Below are 21,537 nucleotides of genomic sequence, written 5' to 3'. Positions count from 1 at the left end.
GGTGGTTCAGATCATTAATAAACCGACGGTGATAAGTAATGTGATAATTCACACTCTTAAATTGCTATTAAGTATCATCAAAAAAGTATTGAATCCTGTCGGTTAAGCAGATACAAAAAAGCAGTGAAGATGAACTCCACTGCCTTTTCTTTTTTACGACGCTTTTTTGATTACTGAGTAACAACGGTCGCTGTAGGTAAATTCATGAACGCTTCGATTTCAGGCTCGTACGCTCTCAAGACAATATTCCAAGGCTTCGCAGCGTAAAGATAGTTTTCAGCACCTTCCTTACACTCTTTCGGGCCAACCGTCACTTCAATCTGACCCGTTTCATCACCTTTGATGGTGTTGCTTTCATCGGCCATTAAGAACATATCTTTGCCGTAAATAGTCAGGCTGTAAAAACCGTTAGCGTTAGTATCAACAACAGGACCTTCAAACGTCACTGTGCTGCACTCTAGATCTTTAGGGCCAGGGATCAATTTATATGATGCACGTTCTTCGGCACTCAACCCCCAACCTGCAGCACTAATTAGCGTGTATTTTTCCCAATCAGCGATTTTGTCGGTTGTTTCAACCATGCCACCTGAGCTATCCATCGGACTTTTTGCAAACTCTTGCTTTAATGCAGTACGCGTAGCAAGCAATTTATCTAAGTCGTACGAAGGTAGAGGGTTCGCATTAGTAGCGGTGATTGAGAGCTCATTTGAAATAACATCAATTTGCTCTTCAGCATCAGTGTTATCTTCAACACCAATTCGCACTAATATACCAACATGGTTATCAAATTTTTCAGAAGAGAAAGTGTATTCACCACCTTTAGTAAGATGAACTGGTGTGGTGTGCGTATCAAGGTTGATAATTTGCGCAGTGACTAGACGACTGTTATCAACTGGCAAGTTAAGCGTAAACCCACCTGTCGTATCGACGATAGCCGCTGTGTATAACACATTCACGTTTGGAGTCGTTAGGATTTGGTTGTTCACACTTGCAATACTAGGCGTATTGAATGTGTTAAGACCATTTGCTTTTACTAGGTTGGTTGCAAAATCCATCCCTTCAGACCAAATGAATTCTTCTGCTGTCAAACCTGTAGCTTTAGGGCGTGTACCCCAATCAGACGTATCCACAAGAGTCTCGGGAGCGACAAAACCCACAGTGTTACTCGAGTCGTCAGAAGACGAGCAACCGAACAGAAATACCGAAGCGACAGATAAAGCAATCATTGATTTTTTCATTATTAAGACCCTATTTTCAATAAAAGATGCAACGTCCTGTCGCTGGAAGTGCCGTCATAATATAAAGTCACTTGTTAATTGGATATTCATTAGATTTGCATTTAGTCTTAAGCTGTACTTAACACATAAGCAGAGCATGAGATGACAAAAGATAAATTGAAGAACCTAGATTTAAACTTACTCAAGTTATTCTCTATCGTTTATCAACAAAGAAACTTAAAGCGTTCATCCGAATTGCTATTTATATCTCCACCAGCCGTCAGTCAAAACATTAGTAAACTAAGAGATCATTTTGACGACGAACTGTTTATAAAAACCACAAAAGGCTTTGATGTGACTCCTTTTGCAGACAGTTTGTTCAAGGCACTAACGCCCATCATGGAGCAATTATCAGTTACATTGAATGAACATCATCAATTTGATCCAGGCAATCTAGAAGGCACTATTACCATTGAAATGGGACAGCAAATCCTGCCCTGGTTACCCTCTATACTGTTTTCACAGATCGCGAACATGTCTCCTAATGTCGCCTTTGCCGCTCACAACATCACTCAAGACACGCCTAGAATGATTCTAAGCGAGCAAGTCGATATGGCGATTCAGTTTCAATTTGCCAACATGAGCAAAGATATCTATGAGATGCCCTTGGTCGATGTCGAAGTGTTTGCAATGGTAAGGGAAGACCATCCTTTGAAAGAAAAGGCCGTTGATGTTGAAGCGCTACTCGATTACAACTTTGCTTTAATTGAAATGCCGTTATTTAACCAGTTCCATTCTTCACTCATTGAAGCCTCAATGGAAAAACGTGGCACACCTATAAAAGTCATGTATCGGAGCACTTCAGCCAGTAGTGTGAAACAGGCAGCACTGAACTCCGATCTTATTTTCCCTGCACTTGGCAACTACGCTAAGCATTGCGGTGAGGGATTACGCGCTATCCAAGTCACCAACATACCCGAAGTAAACAAATTAACATTGTGCGCCTACATCCACAGAAAAAACCGCAAAAGCAAAAAGCATCTTTGGTTGTATGAAATGGTCAAGTCAAAATTACAGAGCGATTAGGCGAGGACATGAATAATGGTATAGCGAACATGTCAGGGGGAGAAGTACTGGACACCCATCACTTTGTTAGCACGTTTTTTACTACTGTTTTTAGCCATATCAATAGAAACCAAAGGATAATATTAGGGTCAGGTATTGAATTGTGCACCGTTAATGGGGGCAAAATACAAGACCCTCTTTGTGTTACTTAAGATATGGGTGTCCATAGTTGTATTCGACAAACTGGACTAGAAGCTTGGACATTCAAGACTCCTATCGGGTTAAAGACTATAAAAGTCCAGCCCCATATTCAAATAGACCAAGGTGAAGCGATACGAGATGCCGCTATAGATAGCCTAGGGATAGCAATGTGCTCAGAATCGCTGGTGTACAAGCAAATACAAAGTGGTTCGTTAATTGAAGTTCTACCCGACTTCCCACTTCATGATGATGCATCAATTTGGGCGGTTTATCCTAGCTCTCGTCTGCTTGCTTCAAAAGTAAGAGCGTTTGTTGACTATTTTTCTGAATACTATGGTGTTCCTCCCTATTGGGAGAAATAGGGATAATTAAGATTACTGCTCACCCCAATTTATACCCTACGCCGTAAACAGAGTGAATGGGATTGGCAATAGAAGAAATTGCCGTGATCTTCTTGCGGATATTTTTGATATGAGTATCAATATTACGGTCAGACACATCCGCAAAGTCTTTATAGATGGCATTCAAGATATCTTCTCGGCTATATACACGCCTGGGATTCTCGACAAATAATTGCAAAATTTTAAATTCTTTAGGCGTTAGGTCAAGAAATCGACCTTCGAACAATACTTCATATTCATCTGGCTTAAGTATAAAACCAGCACACTTTATCTGTTCGACTTTTTTAGGTTCAGTATGAACGCGACGCAAAACTGTCTTAATTCTAGCGATCACTTCTCTTGGGCTAAACGGCTTGCAGATATAGTCATCAGCCCCAAGCTCTAGCCCGAGTAATCGGTCTATCTCGTCACATTTTGCCGTTACCATAATGATAGGCAACATTGAGAATTGACGAACCTGCTTGCAGATCTCTATTCCATCAATATCAGGTAGCATAAGGTCAAGTAGCATTAGATCAAACTGATTATCGCGTATATTTTGTGCTACTTGCCCTCCATTAGCTAGGTGAGTGACTCGAAAGCCACTTTGCTGACAATAGGCGACAAGAACCTCGGCAATATATTCTTCATCTTCCACAATCAAGATATGCTTTGTTGTTATCTGCTGCATTGTTAAATCTCACCTCTATAAATGGGAAAAGATACGACCATCTTCACTCCTCCCAAGTTCGATGACTCCACATGAATAGTTCCTTGGTGAGCATCGACAATTTGCTGACACAGTGCCAATCCAATACCTGAGCCGCCATATTCCCGATTGCGTGATTGTTCAACTCGATAAAAACGGTCAAACACACGAGAAAAATCTTGTTTCGGAATACTTGGAGAGCTGTCTTCAATCATAATTATTACCTTACGAGCGCTACTGTTCACCTCAGCAGACAACCTAATACAACCTGGCGCATCGGTATATCGAAAGCTATTTTCAAAAAGATTATTGAATAGTTGAATCATGCGGTCTTTATCTGCCAAGACAGTACATGGATTCAATAAAGATGAACTATTGATCTGCGAGCTTTCTATTACTAATCCTCGCAGTTTTGCTTTTGCTTCAAAGCCATGCGCAATATCCACGAATATTTCAATTGGATTAAGCAGGCTTTTTCGATAAGACAAACCACCGATATCCGTTATTGAGAGTTGATAGATATCGCCGACTAAGTAACTCATTGAATCAATTTGATCCATCATCACCTGTAAGCGTTGCTCGTCTGGTTGAAAGATCCCATCTTGAATCGCAGTCAACTGACCGCGAACGACGGTCAGTGGCGTTTTGAGTTCATGTGCCACATCCGACATCCATTTTGAGCGTTCAGTCTTGTTTTTTTGCAATGTTTCAGCCAATACATTCATACTCTCTGAAAGCTGTGACAATTCATCATGAGTAGAGCTTTTAATTCGAGCACTATAATCACCTCGAATCAGGCGTGTGGTTTCTTGGTTTATTGTCGTTATCGGTGCAACTAGAAGGCGTGAGAACAACCATGCGGTCATAAACGCAATAAAAATTACAGCTATCATGATTAGGGAATAACTAAAATATTGTTGCGTAAGAAAGTCGTTAGCTGGGCTCTGTTCGGCCAATTGAGACGGGATAAAGCTTAGCCACCCTACAACGACTCCATCAACCTGGATAGTCTGACTAAACGCGTTGTCTGACATTTTTTCTAACCCGACAACTACGTTTTGGTTTACATCATACAGGCTCAAACGGCGCTGAGTTTGCAAGAGTTTACTTAGCCCTGTTGGGTCACTCGGCTGAGATAAAGACCGACTATCTGGCTTATCATTAACCTCTCCCTCTACACCCACCAACCGTCGCCATCTTTGCTCATCATTTTTTAGGATGCTCCAATCACCATGTTGCTGATAGAAAATCTCTAACTTTTGATTTATTTCAGACACATAGCTCATTTCAGCTTCATTAATGAAATCATGAAACCCCGAAGATAAGTTCTGCATGATCAAGGCCAACATAATGCTCACCGCAACAAAACTAGTGATACAAAATGCCAAAAAAAACTTATAAACCAACTTCAATTAAAAGCTCCTACCCTCTGGTCAAGGCATCAACGGGACTGAGTCTAGCGGCATTACGAGCGGGCAAGAATCCAAACAAGATACCAATAACAGTTGAGCAGAGAAAGGCTGATGCCATTGCACTAAATGAATAGATCATCGTCAATTCACTGCCGCTTACCTGTATTACGAATCCAATAAGATAAGCTAAAGCAATACCAAATATACCGCCACCAAGACACACTAAAATCGCCTCAATTAAAAACTGCTTTAATATATCTGCTTGCCTTGCCCCTACAGCCATTCTAATCCCAATTTCACGAGTACGTTCAGTCACAGACACCAGCATAATATTCATCACGCCAATCCCACCAACCAACAATGAAATAAAAGCGATAGCCGAAATCAATAGCGTCATGGTAGAGGACGTTCTTTCAATATTTTCTCTTACCGTATCTGTATTTACGGTAAAGAAATCCTCTACGCCGTGTCGCATTTTAATTAAGTTAACAATAGCTTGCTCAGCAGCACTGCTCGATACATCATCACCGGTACGTACTGTAATATCATTCACATAGTTTTGGCTATAAATACGGGTGTTAACGGTACTATATGGCAACCAAACATTAAGAGCATCGCTATTACCAAACGCCATCTTACGAGGTTTTGTCACCCCAATAATTCGCACTGGCAATCGCCCCAAAAAGATCACCTGCCCCAAAGCGTCCCCTTCAGGAAAAAGCACATTAACGGTATTGCTATCAATCACAGCCACTTGCTCTAGAGCATCAATGCTATCGTCATCAAACAATTGCCCCTGTCCCAAGTCAAAGCCACGAACCCGAAAGTAATCAGGCCCAACACCTTGTACTTCCGCAGTTATTGCTTCGCTGCCGTAACGAACAGCTACGTTGACTCGTACCGTTGGTGTGACACTATCAACGAACGACAAGCTACTTAATGCCTTAACATCACCAACGGTTAAGGTTCTTACACGCCCTGCACGTCTATCACCAAATCCCGATCCGGGTTTAATTTCAATGGTATTAGTCCCCATAGACGCCATATTCTTTAAAACTTCTTGCTGTGAACCATTTCCGATAGCAACCACGGACACAACCGAGGCAATGCCGATAATAATCCCTAACATGGTCAGAAACGTTCTTAACCTATGGCTCATCATGGCTATCAACGCCATCCTAAAGGTTTCAGTAAAACTAAACCATGCGCTAAACTGAGATTGAGATCCTAACTCTTCAGTCGGATTTTTTAAGGAAGGCTGTTGTTCAGGGACCAATACAGGCGACAACATTGTCGATTTTTCATCGCTAATGATATTTCCATCTTCAATTTCAATCACTCGATCGGCAGCAGCGGCAACTTTAGGGTCATGTGTCACTATTATAATGGTATGACCTTGCTGGTGTAGCTCCCGCAACAGGATCATCATTTCTTTACTGCTATGACTGTCCAATGCACCCGTAGGTTCATCGGCTAGAATCACCTGTCCCCCATTGATCAGAGCTCGCGCAACACTCACACGCTGTTGCTGCCCACCACTGAGTTCGCTTGGCTTATGATCTATTCGATCACCCAAGCCTAAGCGAACGAGTAATGCTTTGGCACGAGCTTGGCGAGTTGTTTTGTTCTCTGCGCAATACAATGCTGGGATCTCAACATTACTCAACGCAGTCAGATCATCAAGTAAATGATAGCGCTGAAAGATAAAACCAAAATAACTGCGGCGCAGCTCAGCAAGCTGCTCTGAATCCATCTGAGCAGTATCTTGCCCATTTACCTTATAGCTCCCTTCACTAGGTATATCTAAGCACCCTAGGATATTCATTAACGTTGACTTACCTGAGCCTGAGGCTCCAACAATCGCAACCATTTCACCACGATGAATGGCTAAATCCACGTTATTAAGTACAGTTAACGGTTGATCACTTGCGGGAAAATGTCGGCTTAAGCCGGAGACTTGTAGTAGAACATCACTCATCTTTCACGTCCTCGACTCGGACGATTATCAAGCCCAAAAGCCTTTTTGGTACCAGATTGATGGTTAGGGTTAGCTTGGCCAACAATTACCTTCTCACCCAAGCTCAAACCACTGAGCACCTGCGCCTGAACTCTGTTATTAATACCTATTTCAATATCACGTGATTCTACCTCACCATTGACTAACAACGAGACTCGATATCGGTTGTCACCACTGAGTTTTTTAGTCAATACCTGAGATGGAATCAATAACGCATCATCTGTAGACTCAAGCACGATTGATACTTGTGCTGTCATTCCTATTCTTAGTAGTTGATCGCTATTATCAACATCAAATAACACGTTATAGTAAATGGCATCGTTGTCACCGATATTGAGCTCACTGTCGTCTCCAGTCATTAAAGTCGGGCCCGGCTCTATTGCTCGCACAACCCCATTAAATCTATGCTTTGATGAGCCCAATATGGAAAAGTACACTTTCTGCCCTTTTTGAACATGAATAATATCAGCTTCAGAGACCTGGGCTTTTACGGTCATGGTGTTAAGTTGCGCTACTTCGACTATAGATGGCGTTGATTGATTGGTATTAACGGTCTGGCCTTCTTCAACAGAAACGTAGACTACAGTGCCGCTAATAGGTGAATCTATGGTGGTATAGCTAAGGTCAAGTTCCGCATCGTTGACGCTGATCGCAGCTTTCTGCTTTTCAGCCATTAACTGATCTAACTCTGATTTATATATTAATAAGTCCGTTTTAGCGGCGTCATAGGCTGACTGAGAACTGACACTTTTTGCTCGCATCTTAGTTTGACGATCAAAAGCGAGTTGCGCTTGAGAGATCTGCGCTTGTTTGGCACGATACTGCGCATCGATACTATTTAATGAAGCCCTAGCCGCACTCAATACGTTCTTTTGAGATAAGTTGTCAATTTGCGCAATCACATCACCTTGGTTCAGTTTATCACCCACCTCTACCTTTATAGTTTGTAATTTACCTGAAACCTGAGCACCCACATTAACTAACTTATATGGATACAGCACACCATTAGTCAGTACCACATTTTCTATCGCGCCTGCGGTTACCGGTTGAGTAGAATACACTCTTTGTTGCTGTGAGCTAGGTACAAAGAAATAAAGTACAGCTGCCGCCAATAAGCCAATAAATACCGTGATACCTAAATATCGTTTAAGATTATGCATTGAGATATGATTCCTGATATTTTAACTGCATACAGGATATCAATAGAACGTAGGGTAAATTTGTAGTCGCACCAATCATTTAAGTAACTGATTTAATGCTATTTTTTTATTGAAAACATGAAATGTGTGCTAAATGTGTAGCCAAAGGAAAGTGGTAGGTAACTCTTGCGACAATTTGCAGTGATTAAGTATACGTCCCTAAAAACAAAAAAAGCAGAGCTCATTTGAGCTCTGCTTATTCATTGTGTCATCAATGTAGTGCTAATAGCTAGCGCTAAGGCAATTAGATACCTAGAGCTTGACCACCACCGATTTGTAGCGTTTCAGCAGTGATGAAAGACGCATCTTTGCTAACTAGGAAAGAGATTGCAGAAGCAACTTCTTCTGGTTGACCAAGGCGACCAAGCATGATGCTGTTAGCCCATGAAGCAAATACTTCTGGCTTAGTAGATTTGATTTGTGCGTGGAATGGAGTATCGATAGTACCAGGAGATACTGCATTAACACGGATGTTAGCTGGAGCAAGTTCTTTTGCAAGAGCGCGAGTTAGAGTGTGCACTGCTGCTTTAGAAGTACCGTAGATACCCGCACCTGGGCCACCTGCGTTCCAAGCTGCATTCGAAGTGAAGTTAATGATTGATGCATTATCAGACTTCTTAAGGAATGGGATAGCAGCACGAGATACGAAGAATGCGCTGTCTAGGTTAAGAGCCATTACTTTACGGAAGAAATCAGTTTCCATACCTTCGATTGGGCTACGACCGCCAAGGCCACCAGCGTTATTAACGATAACGTCAATATGACCAAATTTTTCACCGATTGCATTGATGTTTGCTGTAACAGCGTGCTCATCAGTTACATCAAAACCGTAGTATTCTGCATTGATGCCAGCTTCTTTAAGCTCTGCAAGACGCTCTGCGCCTTTTTCATCTTCGATACCATTAAGTACAACAGTGTAACCATCTTCGCCTAGACGTTTAGCTACTTGAAAACCGATGCCGCCAGTTGCGCCTGAGATAAATGCTACTTTATTAGACATATTAATGCTCTCTTTGAGTTAAGTACGGGTTCTAATCACAGCCATCATTTTGAATTCTGTGCCACAACCTTAATTGTATTACAATAAGGCTATTGTTAAGCATCTTTTAGAAAGAATCAAGAGTATACAGCGCATTTACTTACATTCTTCCCTCTACCTAATGCCATTTTTGTGATTTAACGCACATTACACTTTAGTCGCTAAACTAAATCTCACAACTAATTAACTTGATTGTATGAGTAATACAGAAACTTTGAATTCAGGTTAGGCCACTCAAAAAAAAGAGTCTCCATTATTTAGGAGACTCTTTCGATTGTTTTACAATTAGTTACGCTATCTTTCCAGCCGCTTTGATCTTCACATGCACCATATTGCCCTGCAGATAACTCAAAGGAATTTCGCTACGTTCGATAATCGAAACGCTATCAGGACAGGCACCAGATTGAATAGCGGCAGTTTTAGCCTGCGCTTGAAGCTTGTCGAGAACCTGTTGTCGCTCACTTGGCTCAATTGGAACAATTTTGTCTAACTGACCGGAGATCTCACCTAAAGCGACACCAATAGCATTAGCGACTTCAAAATGTTGTGGACGCACAACCTCACTAACCCCAGAAAACTCGTCTGGCAATAGTGCACTACCGCCACCTACAAGTATTACTGGCACCTTATCTGCTGAGGTTTTCATCTTATCGATCCCCTCTTCTACAACATCAATCATCTGCTGATAGATAAGCTCGGCTTTAGACAGCTCTAACGATAATGGCGTTAAGGAAGTATTGGCATCCCACTGCAGTTTATTCAGTTTCAGTGCCACATCGGTTAAGGTTAACACCTCTCCACCAAAGCTTTGTGCTTGCTCAAGAAGCTGATGCCCTACACTATCTGGCCCTAAACGAACACCTTGCTCAGTTTGGCGGACAATCGTTCCACCTCCAATCGCAAGCGCTAGAATATCAGGCATACGAAAGTTGGTTCTTACCTCACCAAGCTCAACTGCAATACTCGACTCTCGCGGATAACCGTGGACTAAAGCCCCAATATCTGCGGTAGTACCACCTACATCAACCACAATGGCTTGTTTAAGCTTGGATAGATGGCTGGCACCACGAATCGAGTTAGTTGGACCACAAGCTACGGTCAAAATCGGGTACTTTAAGGCAAAGTCTTGAGACATCAAAGTGCCATCGTTTTGTCCAAAATAGGGCTGAGCTTTTATATTATGTGCCTGAAGTGCAGTACAAAACCCGTCCACAAATCGCTTAGCGGTACCTTGCAGTGCCGCGTTAAGGATAGTGGCGTTTTCACGCTCAAGAACCCCAAGACTGCCAACCTTGTGAGAAACGGAGATATTCACCTCAGGCAACTCTTCTAAAACCCATTGCGCAACTTGCAGCTCTTGAGAGCCATTAACTGGCGAGAACACACCACAAATAGCGATAGAATCCACTTTTCCTTGCATCTTGCGACACAATTGGCGGATCTCCTGCTGCTGGATCTCAGCAATGAGTTGACCATCATATTCATAGCCACCATGGGCTTGATAAAAGTGTTCACCCAATAAACTCTGCCAAGACTCACTCCAACCACAAAGCGGTGGCACGCTACTACCACTTGGTAAAGCAAGGCGAATCATGCCCACACGGTCCAGGCCTTTTTTCTCCACAATAGCGTTAGTACACTGAGTTGTACCTAGCATTGCGTGTTGGATCTGAGCGCCGGTTGCACCACTTTGTTCAAGTAACGCGTGTATAGCAGCATCGATACCGGTAAAAATGTCATGGGAAGTGGGTACTTTAATCTTGGCCACACACTGTAACCTTGCATCAAGTAACACCCCATCAGTGTTAGTGCCACCAACATCTATGCCTAAACGAAATTTCTGCATTAGGCTACGCCTCCCATTAATAATTGCTCTATGGTTTTATATTCTACGTCGTAACCAAAGTAGGCAGGTCCCGCCACCTCAATCCCCTTAGGGGTGCGCCATTTAGGGTCACAAGGGTATGCGATAAGGTCAATACGTTGACCATAACGAAGTTGCTCCGTTGTTATAGGCTGCCCAGTTTCATGGTCGAGAATAGAGATCAAATCCGGGGTAGTTGCTAATAAGGAGTCGGCACTTAGGTCGCTTGCTTTATTACCTTCATGAGCAAGTAAAAGCTCATTCTGGAAATGAACATATACCTCTTTTGGTTGATGTGCAGTCTCGCCTTTATTGAGGCGTTCAATGATGACGCCACCTGTCACAAAGCCTCCGGCTGTGGTGCGCTCAATATCTACTATTTTGCCACTGACAATGCGGCTACCACCGACAATATTAAGTATTGCATCTACCGCATTCTCGCCCTGCTTATTGGCAGCTCGAATTGCCTGACCAATCTGCATAGCTTGCGTAAGAGTCCCCTTGAGCGCACTGCGTTTTAAATTATGCCCTTTCATTGGGTAATCACACATCGCCGCAGAGCCGCCCATCTCTTCAGTGATGGGACGTGCAAAACGCTCTGACCAAACACCATCTAAAGGATATAAAGTAACCACGTTGCCTTTTTCATCGGCAAGTGTATTTGGTGCAGACGGCAGACCATCTAAGTAAAAGGTCACCATCTGGGATTCTGGAAAAGCACGCCCCATAGCGTCACAGTCAACTACAGGGATCCCTTTTTGAGCCGCAACTAAGATCGGGATCAACGAGTTAAATCCACCAACCTCAATCGGAAAGGTCGCTTGCACTTTTTCTCCTAGAGCCTGCTCCATCGCCTCAAAAGCCACCAGCATTTGCGATTCTGAATTGATTTTTTCGATAGAAACCGTTGGCGCGCCAATCATAGATGAAGGGACCGTCATCCAATCATCTTGTACTTGGTCAAGAGCAATAATCTCGACAGGCTGTTTTGCATTTCGGATAGCAACCTTCGCCATAAGCGCACCGCTATAAGGATCGCCGCCACCGCCCGTACCTAAAACCGTCGCACCCAACGCAATATCATCAATCATCTGCTCACTAATAATCACTTGCTGCTTCCTTATTCTTGCCACGCGCACCCAATTTGCTCAGAATGAGGTATGCCAGCAAAGAAGCCACAATACCGTCAATTGCTGAAATCGTTGTTAAGGTAAATAGATTTAAAAACTCACCTGCTGTACAAGCACTTACTGCACTACCAAATACCCATGACAGTAAACCTTTTCCCATCCAGTCTTGCGCTTTTTCAATACTTTCAAAATTAAATTCGTTCTTATCGATAAAGTAATATTGTGCGAGATACACACCGGCAGATGGCGCTATGGTTACCCCTAATAAGGTCAAGAATGCTGTAAATTTATCAACCATACCCAACTGTGCAATGGCCAAGCCTACGATAGTCATCAGCACTACCCATACCGGACGCGGCACTTTTGGCAATGCGACAGCCATCCCAAGTGCCCCTGATACCAAGTTGCTACTGTTGGTGGTCCATTGTGCAAAAACCAAAATAATGATGGCCATCAAGCCAAGACCCAGACCAAAGAACACCTCGACTAGGTTATCAGTACCAGTTAGGTGGGTAAGTAATAACGCAACTACTATAGTGGCGCTGTTTCCAAGTAGGAAACCAAAGCCAGCCCCAAGAATTGCGTCACGGCGCGTTTTGGCATAGCGAGCGATATCTGGCGCGGCAACAGCCGCTAAAATCCAAATAGACATCACAAACGAGATCGCCTCGCCCATAGACATAGGAGCAACGATCTCCTTTGCCGGCGTTGATGGCATTCCTGATGCCATATATAGACCCACAGTTATCAAGGTAACCATCAATGGAACCGACCACGTCGATAGTTTACCTAATGCGCGAACCCCATAAATAGCAGTAACCATCATCAACAAACCGCCACCAACCAATGCGCTAAAATGACTGATCTCGATACCTGTTTTACCAAGGGCTTCAACTAATATAAGAGCAAAGAAATCAGCTTGGAAAGCAAACCAACCTACCAAAGAGATACCATTAATAGCCCCAAGTAATTTCCCGCCGTTACGCCCAAATACAGCAGTACTCACTAGTGGCGTAGACACACCCGCTTGAAACCCAATATTGGCACATAGCATCGCCAATATCGCTAAAATTGAAGACCCAATAAAGGTGGCAATTAACGCATCATGAATCGCCATCCCTTCACTGAGGATCGCACCTAAAAATAGTCCTGATATATCTATCCCGATGGCAAGCCAGATAAGGCTAATCACCCACCAAGAACGCTTGGCTGAATCAGGAACAGGCACTAACTCAAAATCATCCATTTTTGATTTCTTTAAATCTGACATCCGCTCTCTCACATAAATAGTCACTTATTCGACATAATTTAAACTAACAGCTTGTTACATATGATTAAATGAATATTATAGAATCCAAACATTCGTAAATTGGTATGTATTAATGATTACCTTAGATAAGCGCAACCTCCGACGCCTAGAGTTATTTAGCGAAATTGTCAGTAGTGGTGGAATTAGCAATGCGACACTCAGTACTGGCTTAAGTCAGCCGGTATTGAGTAAAGAGCTAAAAAGCCTAGAAGAAAGCTTAGGTGTATCACTGTGTAATCGAGGCAGAAGTGGCTTTGAGCTGACCAATGAGGGGCAAGAGGTTTATAACTATGCTAACGAAATATCAACAATGCTGCATGATTACGCAGCCAAGCTTCGCGGTGTTCAATCAAAATTAAGCGGTCACGTGCGTGTGGGATGCCTTGATAATACGGTATCTTTAGCTTCTAACCCGCTACCTAAGGCAATAGAAAGTTTTTATCAACTAAGTGATGATGTTGATCTGTCATTGGAGATCGGTGATTACACACAACTTAATGATAAGTTGGGGAAAAACCAATTGGATATGGTCATTGTCGTGCTAGATGGTCTGCAGACACATGCTTACATGCATATTCAGCCCTTGTTTCAGGAAAAAAGCTACCTGTATGCCCGAAAAGATGTTGCTGAACGGTTTCGTCAAAAACAGTATTCACTAGAGGGCGCAAGAATTAATGTTGGTGGCTACGCAGCGGATACAATGTACAAATTACTCGAAGTACAAAAATACCAACACCTAAAGCTGCTCGATGGCTGGCATGTCGAATCTGGGCTTATGCTCACCTTAGCTGGGACCCACATTAGTTTTCTTCCAACCCATTTGATTGAGAATAATCACTACAAAGAGCAAATCGTCGCTCTACAACCTGAAAAGTGGCACTTTGTTAGCCAATTCTCGGTAGCGTTGAAAAATAACCTGCGCTCGCTATCACCAGCCTCAAGTGCATTCTATAACTGCTTGATTGCCGCTAGCCAAGATGGTGACAACAACTAAGGCGTTTTAAACTACAACGCTGTATTAATTAACGCTGTGATTATAGCTCTGCTGCTTGTGCTTCAGTATCTGGCTTAGATTCGGTGTTTTCTGATCCGTCACTAGTTAGAGCTTGTTCTTGCGCCAATTTTTCACGCTCTGCTTTGGAGATATAGCGAGGCTTACTGCTTTTATGCAGCTTAGCGTTCTTTCTCTTTTGGCGCGATTTTAAGGTTTCATTAATACGCTTTTTGCGATTCATATTGTTTACTCATTAGGTCAACGACCCTAAAACTAAAGGCGAGAATACTATCAAAGTTCACTCAATACACCTAGATCTAACTGCCTTATTCAACCTGCTCGGCGATCATTATTGCCACTCCATATCTTTTTAATCAACGAGACCACCATTTCACCTTCTTGTGGAGCAAGATCCTGCCCCTCACCCACAATTGTGATACGGTTTTGGGTAGATACCACAAATAAGGTCTGCACCAGCGAATCCTTATACTGCTCAAGATAGTCATGATAGGTGAAGCTATCGCTCAACCGAGTATGCTTTATCTCCGCCCCTTGATTAATGAGGCTCGCCAACTTTTTAAAACTGTGTTTCCCATCAAACAGCACTTGACCAAAACCGCTGTTACCTACCATATGCTTGTTGCCATTACTGTTTTTGTCTTTTAAACAAAATACCCGCAAAGAACCGTAGTCAGATAAGTACTGCATACACGACATAATATTAAAGTGTTTATCTGGTGTAACCGCCGCGACATGCCCCACGCCGATCAAATTAAGGTATTCTTCTGCATGAGAAGAAGTCGGATTGCCATAATAGAACTCAAGCCCTGCCATCTTGGCCTGGCTTATGTAATCCCAGTTAGAATCAGTAACTATCACTCGGCAGTCATATTTTTTAAGGGCTAGAGCTAAACTTCGAGCAACATCGTTAGCGCCGATGATCAAAAAACCGCTTGGTGCAGGCTCAGCAACACCAAGTATCCTAGCTAAAGGACGTGCCGTACCGCTTTGAAGTACAACGGTGCCAATAATCACCATAAAGATCAAAGGTACTAACAGCTTCGCCTCTTCAACGCCAATTTGATGCAACTTGATAGCAAACAGCGCCGAAACCGAAGCGGCCACAATCCCTCTCGGTGCTACCCACGATAGGAACAGCTTCTCCTTAAAGCTCAAACTGCTACCTAAAGTGGAAATAAAGATCGACAACGGGCGCGACACTAACTGTATCACCACAAACAACACCACAGCGCTGATGCCAAGAGTGCTAAAATCGTCTAATTCAATGCGCGCTGCCAGTAAAATAAACAGCCCCGTAATAAACATGATGGTCAGGTTTTCTTTAAAGTGGAGAATATTTCTAATATCAACCTCTTTCGCGTTAGCCAGCCACATCCCCATAACGGTAACCGTTAACAGACCAGACTCGGACTCTATGTGGTTTGAGATCGCAAACACCCCTAAGACCAGCACTAATACCGCAAATGGCTGTAGATACTCAGGTAACAATCTATGACGAATGGCATACGCAGTTGCAACACCCGCAGCAATTCCAAGCCCAAAGCCTACAGCCAAGATCAACGCAAATACATGCAAGCTGTGTAGTGAACTGCTACTTACAATAAATTCATAGACCATCACCACAAACAGCGCGCCAAGAGGGTCAATTAAGATCCCTTCCCAGCGTAAAATATTGGCTAACTTTGCTTTAGGGCGTACGGTGCGTAGCAAGGGCACTATCACTGTGGGCCCAGTAACAACGGTTAAGCTGCCAAACAACAGCGCCATAGACCAATCAAACCCCAACAGATAATGCGTAGCGCAGCTGGTTATCACCCATGACACTAACGCGCCGATAGAGACTATGCTCCATACCGTCTTATTTACCCCCTTTATCTCAGAAAAATTTAAGGTAAGACTGCCCTCAAATAGGATCACCGCCACAGCCAAAGAAACTAACGCGAAGAACTGCTCCCCCAGGATCTGTTGCGGATTAAGGAAACCAGTCACAGGGCCTGCCAAAATCCCCACGATCAATAGAAATAAAATCGCAGGTAACTTCATCCGCCATGCCAGCCACTGACATGCTAGGCCCAACAATCCCACTAGGGCAATCCCTAACGCTGCCATTTCTTCCAAATGAGCCTCGACACTATGCTAAGTTCAAACCTACCTTATAAGTTAGACCATTCAAGAGCTTATACCAGCAACAACCATTGTTACCCAAACACAACCAAGCAATGACCTCTCTTGCAAAAACGTTCAGGTAAAAAAAATGCGAGCCCGAAGGCTCGCATTTTAAAGATGAGTTAAAGAAGTATTTACGCTTTAGCCTCTTCAACTGGTGTTTCTGTTTCGTCTTCTACAGAGGCATCTACTGCTCTCATTAGAAGTACACCAACACCACCTACAATCACACCACAAAGTACGAAGATTAGGCTTGGACCAAAGTCATTTGGTAAGAAGAACATTGCCATGATACCTAGACCCGCAGTCGCGATTAGTTTGCCTAGCATTTGACGTTGTTTGTTATCCAGTTTCTTCTGCGCTGTAGATTCAGAAACCAGTGGCGTCTCTAGGTTACCAAAGAACTTGTCTACGTCTGCTTGACGATGTGCTGGAAGTGGCTTGTAGAACAATGTAGATAGGATGAAGAAACCGCCCGTAAATACAATGTGACCAATTAGACCAATTGCGACTTTGATATCAGACCACTCACGGCCAGTTAGTTGCTCAAGGCCGAACCAGTTCTGAACCATGTCTGCGGTGATTACAAAACCAACGTAGTAAGAAACGATAGCGCCGACCACTAGCGTACCCCAACCTGCCCAGTCTGGAGTCTTCTTGATAAAGAAGCCGCAGAATGCTGGAATTGTCATTGGGAAGCCAATTAGGGCACCAACGTACATCATGGTATCGAAAAGGCTTAGACCTTTTAGAGAGTTGATGAACAGTGCCACAAGGATAATCGCAATACCGAAGAAGGTAGAAGTCAGCTTAGACACAACTACTAGCTCTTTCTCTGTCGCATTTGGACGTAGAATTGGTTCGTAGAAGTTCTTAACAAAGATACCTGAGTTACGGTTTAGACCTGAATCCATAGAAGACATGGTAGCGGCAAACATTGCGGCAATCAGTAGACCCACCATACCTGCTGGCATGAACTCACGTACAAAGTATAGGTAAGCAAAGTCACCAGCTTTAGAGCCTGCTTCAGGGTAGATAGAGGCAAGATCAACACCTTGACCTGCGATAAACCACGAAGGCATGAACCAAATTAGTGGACCCATAGTCATAAGAATGCAAGCAAGTAGTGCTGCTTTTTTAGCATTCTTTGAATCTTTAGCCGCTAGGTAACGATAAGAGTTAAGCATGTTGTTGGTAATGCTGAACTGTTTAACGAAGATGAAGAACGCCCAGATACCGAAGATGCTTAGATAATTAAGGTTGTTACCAGAAACAAACGATGCGCCTTCATCGGTTGGGAAGTTAGTGATAATTTCACCAACGCCGCCACCTTGCATGATAGCAACAACAGCACAAGTAATGGTTACTGCCATGATGATAACCATCTGCATAAAGTCAGATGCGATTACCGCCCATGAGCCACCTGTTACTGACATAACCAGAACCACAAGACCCGTTGCGATAATGGTGGTGTTCATATCAAAACCGAAGATACCTGAAGCAATGATTGCCAGAGCGTTCAACCAAACACCTGCTGATACCACTGAGTTAGGCATGCCAGACCAAGTAAATACTTGCTCGTTCACCTTACCAAAACGCATACGAATTGCTTCAATAACCGTAACAACACGTAGCTGACGGAACTTAGGCGCAAAATAAGCGTAGTTCATGAAGTAACCGAATGCGTTAGCAAGGAAGATTACTGCAACGGCAAAGCCATCGCTGTATGCTTTACCAGCAGCACCGGTAAATGTCCAAGCACTAAACTGAGTCATAAACGCAGTCGCACCAACCATCCACCATAGCATGCTACCGCCCCCACGGAAGTAGTCACTAGTGGTACTTGTAAACGTTCTAAACATCCATCCTATTGCAATCAAGAATAGGAAATAGATACCGACAATTATTATATTGAGATCCATCGTTAAACCTTTGTTTGTAAGATTGAGGCCTTGTGTATATGCAAAAAAGTTTAACCACAACCGCCACTAACTTGTACTACCATAAGGTTTAAATGTGACAAGTAGCACGCATGATATTCATGAAAAAATCATACAAGTGATCTAGGTCTAACATTAGCTGAGGTGAGTAGACTCGCACTCTCGCCTAGTAGAAATATCTATTTACATAACGAAACAAAGCTTTACCTGCTCGTTAATTTATTAGACAAACCACAAAGGTGCAGCGAGGTATTTATTGGCTACTAAAGCGCGATTCAAGGCTTAACTATTGTATTACTTAAGCCTAAAAAGATTCAAAGAAAGGAAATAAGACATTAACGATTGAGTAAGCAAAGCGCCTTACATCTTTGATGGGATGGCGAGTAAGGTTTATCAAACCCCAAACATACAAAAAGCGGGCTCAAGGCCCGCTCTATATAGAATTGTTTAATTTAACAATTACTTAGCTACTGCGCTCTCTTGAAGATTCTCAACTGAATCATCAACAGCTTTAACTAACAGCATACCAACCCCGCCGACGATAAGGCCGCACAAGATGAACACACCGCGTCCCCACATTGGGTTAGGTAGGAACGACATCAACATTACGCCAACACCTGCTACCGCGATTAGTTTACCCAGCATTTCACGTTGTTTGTTGTCCAGTTTTTGCTGTGCAACAGACTCTGCAACTAGAGGCGTTGATAGGTTACCGAAGAACTTGTCTACGTCTGCTTGACGCTCTGCAGTTAGAGGCTTGTAGAACAGAGTAGAAGCGATGAAGAAACCACCTGTGAATACGATGTGACCGATAAGACCGATAGCAACCTTAACATCAGACCATTCACGTTTAGTTAGCTCTTCTAGACCAAATGCGTGAGATACCATGTCAGCATTGATAACGAAACCTACTACGTAAGAAACGATACCACCAACGATTAGTGTACCCCAACCTGCCCAGTCTGGAGTCTTCTTGATGAAGAAGCCAAGGAATGCAGGGATAGTCATTGGGAAGCCGATTAGGGCACCAACGTACATCATTGTATCGAACAAGCTCAGACCCTTAAGTGAGTTGATGAACTGTGCGATAAGGATAATCAAGATACCGAATACAGTAGAAGTGATCTTCGATACGGTTACTAGCTCTTTCTCTGAAGCTTTACCTTTACGAACAACTGTTTCGTAGAAGTTCTTAACAAAGATACCTGAGTTACGGTTTAGACCAGAGTCCATAGAAGACATTGTTGCTGCGAACATTGCCGCTACAAGTAGACCAACCATACCTGCTGGCATGTATTCTTGTACAAAGTATAGGTAAGCGAAGTCACCTGCTTTAGAACCTGCATCTGGGTAAGCCGCTGATAGGTCTACACCTTGACCTGCGATGTACCAAGAAGGCATGAACCAGATGAATACACCACCAAACATAAGTACACATGCAAGAAGTGCCGCTTTCTTAGCGTTCTTAGAATCTTTTGCCGCTAGGTAACGGTAAGAGTTAAGCATGTTGTTCGTAATAGAGAACTGCTTAACAAAGATGAAGAATGCCCAGATGCTGAAGATGCTTAGGTAGTTAAGGTTGTTACCCGCTACGAAAGAACCCGTGTCGCCTACAGGGAAGTTATTGATGATTTCACCAACACCGCCACCTTGAACAACAGCAACTACCGCACAAGTAACCGTTACTGCCATGATGATAACCATCTGCATGAAGTCAGATGCGATTACCGCCCATGAGCCGCCGGTTACAGACATACCTAATACAACCAAACCTGTAATCCAGATGGTCATCGTCATGTCGAAACCGAAGATACCTGAAGCGATGATTGCTAGTGCGTTAAGCCAAACACCTGCAGATACAACACTGTTAGGCATTGAAGACCAAGTAAATACTTGCTCGTTCGCTGCACCAAAGCGCATACGAATAGCTTCAATTACAGTTACAACGCGTAGTTGGCGGAACTTAGGCGCAAAGTACGCAAAGTTCATGAAGTAGCCAAATGCGTTTGCCAGGAAGATGATTGCTACTGCAAAACCATCGTTATATGCCTTACCAGCAGCACCAGTAAATGTCCAAGCTGAGAACTGAGTCATAAACGCAGTTGCACCAACCATCCACCAAAGCATATTACCGCCGCCACGGAAGTAATCACTAGTAGTGCTTGTAAACGTTCTAAACATCCAACCTATCGCAATCAAGAATAGGAAGTAGATGCCAACAATTATAGTATTGAGATCCATTGCATTACCTTAAACTGTAAAAAATTATTTCAAATCCAGCTCAGTCTAAACAGGAACCCTAGGCTTTTGTATTACAATAACTCATAAATGTGACCCATGGCTCAAGAGTTGCCAAACATTAACTCAGACAAGTGATCAACAGCAAAAAGCGCCATAAATTGCCATAAATAGTTATAAAACATTGATAGGTGTAAGTAAGTGTTTATATAGGCTTATGGAATAAGGGAGCAAACACAATGTCAGCCCATATCTGTGCTAATAAATGTACAACACGCATTAGCTAGATATCTGTTTAGATACGTTACAAAAGACACATTTCAAAGCAATAATACTACTTAATTACTTAACGGTTTTGTTGACTTTCACAGCGCGCCCTACAATCAAGTCCACTGATATTTGATAAACCACTTAGGATTAAAGGCTTTGATTTGAGTTTGGATCACCGAATCCCAAGCAAAAAAAATCCCTATGCACGTGCAATATGCATAGGGACAAGACCGGTGTTATTCCGACCTGAGTAAAAAAGAAGGGGCTTACTCAGGTGTAGATTTATAATTATGGAGCAATAATTCTATTAAATGCTTTGCGCTACAAACACGAAACGTGACTCATATCCGCAAAACATGACTAAGT

16 protein-coding genes are annotated in these 21,537 nt (G+C 43.0%); 3 read left to right on the top strand and 13 right to left on the bottom strand.

What is annotated here, in order from left to right:
- Positions 1 to 170: 170 nt before the first annotated feature.
- Complete coding sequence (locus OCU28_RS13090) at positions 171 to 1,238, bottom strand: DUF1214 domain-containing protein (RefSeq protein ID WP_261818127.1); 1,068 nt, start codon at positions 1,236 to 1,238, stop codon at positions 171 to 173.
- A 141-nt stretch (positions 1,239 to 1,379) separates the two neighbouring features.
- Here OCU28_RS13090 and OCU28_RS13085 point away from each other — a divergent pair, with 141 nt between their 5' ends.
- Together OCU28_RS13085 and OCU28_RS13080 are read left to right on the top strand one after the other, a co-directional pair.
- On the top strand, positions 1,380 to 2,303 hold the full coding sequence (locus tag OCU28_RS13085) for a LysR family transcriptional regulator (protein ID WP_261818126.1): 924 nt from the start codon (positions 1,380 to 1,382) through the stop codon (positions 2,301 to 2,303).
- Between the two features lie 194 nt (positions 2,304 to 2,497).
- Positions 2,498 to 2,845, top strand: a complete 348-nt coding sequence (locus OCU28_RS13080; protein ID WP_261818125.1) for a LysR substrate-binding domain-containing protein — start codon at positions 2,498 to 2,500, stop codon at positions 2,843 to 2,845.
- A 19-nt stretch (positions 2,846 to 2,864) separates the two neighbouring features.
- Here the strand turns inward: OCU28_RS13080 and OCU28_RS13075 are convergent, their stop codons facing one another.
- The 8 genes from OCU28_RS13075 to OCU28_RS13040 form a co-directional block, all read right to left on the bottom strand.
- Positions 2,865 to 3,554, bottom strand: coding sequence for a response regulator (locus OCU28_RS13075; RefSeq protein ID WP_261818124.1), 690 nt, complete (start codon positions 3,552 to 3,554; stop codon positions 2,865 to 2,867).
- 2 nt (positions 3,555 to 3,556) lie between these two features.
- On the bottom strand, positions 3,557 to 4,906 hold the full coding sequence (locus OCU28_RS13070) for an ATP-binding protein (protein WP_261818123.1): 1,350 nt from the start codon (positions 4,904 to 4,906) through the stop codon (positions 3,557 to 3,559).
- 88 nt (positions 4,907 to 4,994) lie between these two features.
- Complete coding sequence (locus OCU28_RS13065) at positions 4,995 to 6,962, bottom strand: MacB family efflux pump subunit (protein WP_261818122.1); 1,968 nt, start codon at positions 6,960 to 6,962, stop codon at positions 4,995 to 4,997.
- A complete protein-coding gene (locus OCU28_RS13060; protein WP_261818121.1) occupies positions 6,959 to 8,161 on the bottom strand; it encodes an efflux RND transporter periplasmic adaptor subunit in 1,203 nt (400 codons plus the stop codon). The genes OCU28_RS13065 and OCU28_RS13060 overlap by 4 nt, the downstream gene beginning before the upstream one ends.
- A gap of 283 nt (positions 8,162 to 8,444) precedes the next feature.
- Positions 8,445 to 9,200, bottom strand: coding sequence for an SDR family NAD(P)-dependent oxidoreductase (locus tag OCU28_RS13055; RefSeq protein ID WP_261818120.1), 756 nt, complete (start codon positions 9,198 to 9,200; stop codon positions 8,445 to 8,447).
- A 328-nt stretch (positions 9,201 to 9,528) separates the two neighbouring features.
- Positions 9,529 to 11,085 (bottom strand): hydantoinase/oxoprolinase family protein, encoded by a 1,557-nt coding sequence (locus OCU28_RS13050; protein ID WP_261818119.1) that lies wholly within the window; start codon positions 11,083 to 11,085, stop codon positions 9,529 to 9,531.
- Positions 11,085 to 12,212 carry a DUF917 domain-containing protein gene (locus tag OCU28_RS13045; protein WP_261818118.1) on the bottom strand — a complete coding sequence of 376 codons (1,128 nt, stop codon included), beginning with the start codon at positions 12,210 to 12,212 and terminating at the stop codon, positions 11,085 to 11,087. The genes OCU28_RS13050 and OCU28_RS13045 overlap by 1 nt, the downstream gene beginning before the upstream one ends.
- Complete coding sequence (locus OCU28_RS13040) at positions 12,202 to 13,503, bottom strand: cytosine permease (RefSeq protein ID WP_261818117.1); 1,302 nt, start codon at positions 13,501 to 13,503, stop codon at positions 12,202 to 12,204. The genes OCU28_RS13045 and OCU28_RS13040 overlap by 11 nt, the downstream gene beginning before the upstream one ends.
- A 112-nt stretch (positions 13,504 to 13,615) precedes the next feature.
- Between OCU28_RS13040 and OCU28_RS13035 the strand changes: the two genes are divergently transcribed.
- Positions 13,616 to 14,536, top strand: a complete 921-nt coding sequence (locus OCU28_RS13035) for a LysR family transcriptional regulator (protein ID WP_261818116.1) — start codon at positions 13,616 to 13,618, stop codon at positions 14,534 to 14,536.
- A 40-nt stretch (positions 14,537 to 14,576) separates the two neighbouring features.
- On the opposite strand, the gene OCU28_RS13030 is transcribed toward OCU28_RS13035, so the two are convergent.
- The 4 genes from OCU28_RS13030 to OCU28_RS13015 all read right to left on the bottom strand — a co-directional run bounded on the left by OCU28_RS13030 (position 14,577) and on the right by OCU28_RS13015 (position 20,904).
- Positions 14,577 to 14,777 carry a DUF2986 domain-containing protein gene (locus OCU28_RS13030; RefSeq protein ID WP_261818115.1) on the bottom strand — a complete coding sequence of 67 codons (201 nt, stop codon included), beginning with the start codon at positions 14,775 to 14,777 and terminating at the stop codon, positions 14,577 to 14,579.
- Positions 14,778 to 14,866: 89 nt separating this feature from the next.
- Complete coding sequence (locus OCU28_RS13025) at positions 14,867 to 16,666, bottom strand: cation:proton antiporter (protein ID WP_261818307.1); 1,800 nt, start codon at positions 16,664 to 16,666, stop codon at positions 14,867 to 14,869.
- Positions 16,667 to 16,857: 191 nt separating this feature from the next.
- Positions 16,858 to 18,645: a sodium:solute symporter family protein gene (locus OCU28_RS13020; protein WP_261818114.1), complete on the bottom strand. Its 1,788-nt coding sequence runs from the start codon at positions 18,643 to 18,645 to the stop codon at positions 16,858 to 16,860.
- A gap of 477 nt (positions 18,646 to 19,122) precedes the next feature.
- The gene (locus OCU28_RS13015) at positions 19,123 to 20,904 is read right to left on the bottom strand and encodes a sodium:solute symporter family transporter (RefSeq protein WP_261818113.1); all 1,782 of its coding nucleotides are present in this window, start codon (positions 20,902 to 20,904) and stop codon (positions 19,123 to 19,125) included.
- Positions 20,905 to 21,537: the final 633 nt, after the last annotated feature.

This window comes from Vibrio gallicus (genome assembly GCF_024346875.1).
Taxonomy (GTDB): Bacteria; Pseudomonadota; Gammaproteobacteria; order Enterobacterales; family Vibrionaceae; genus Vibrio; species Vibrio gallicus.
Note: the sequence above shows the minus strand (reverse complement) of the source record. Positions and strands in the feature narration are given on the sequence as shown.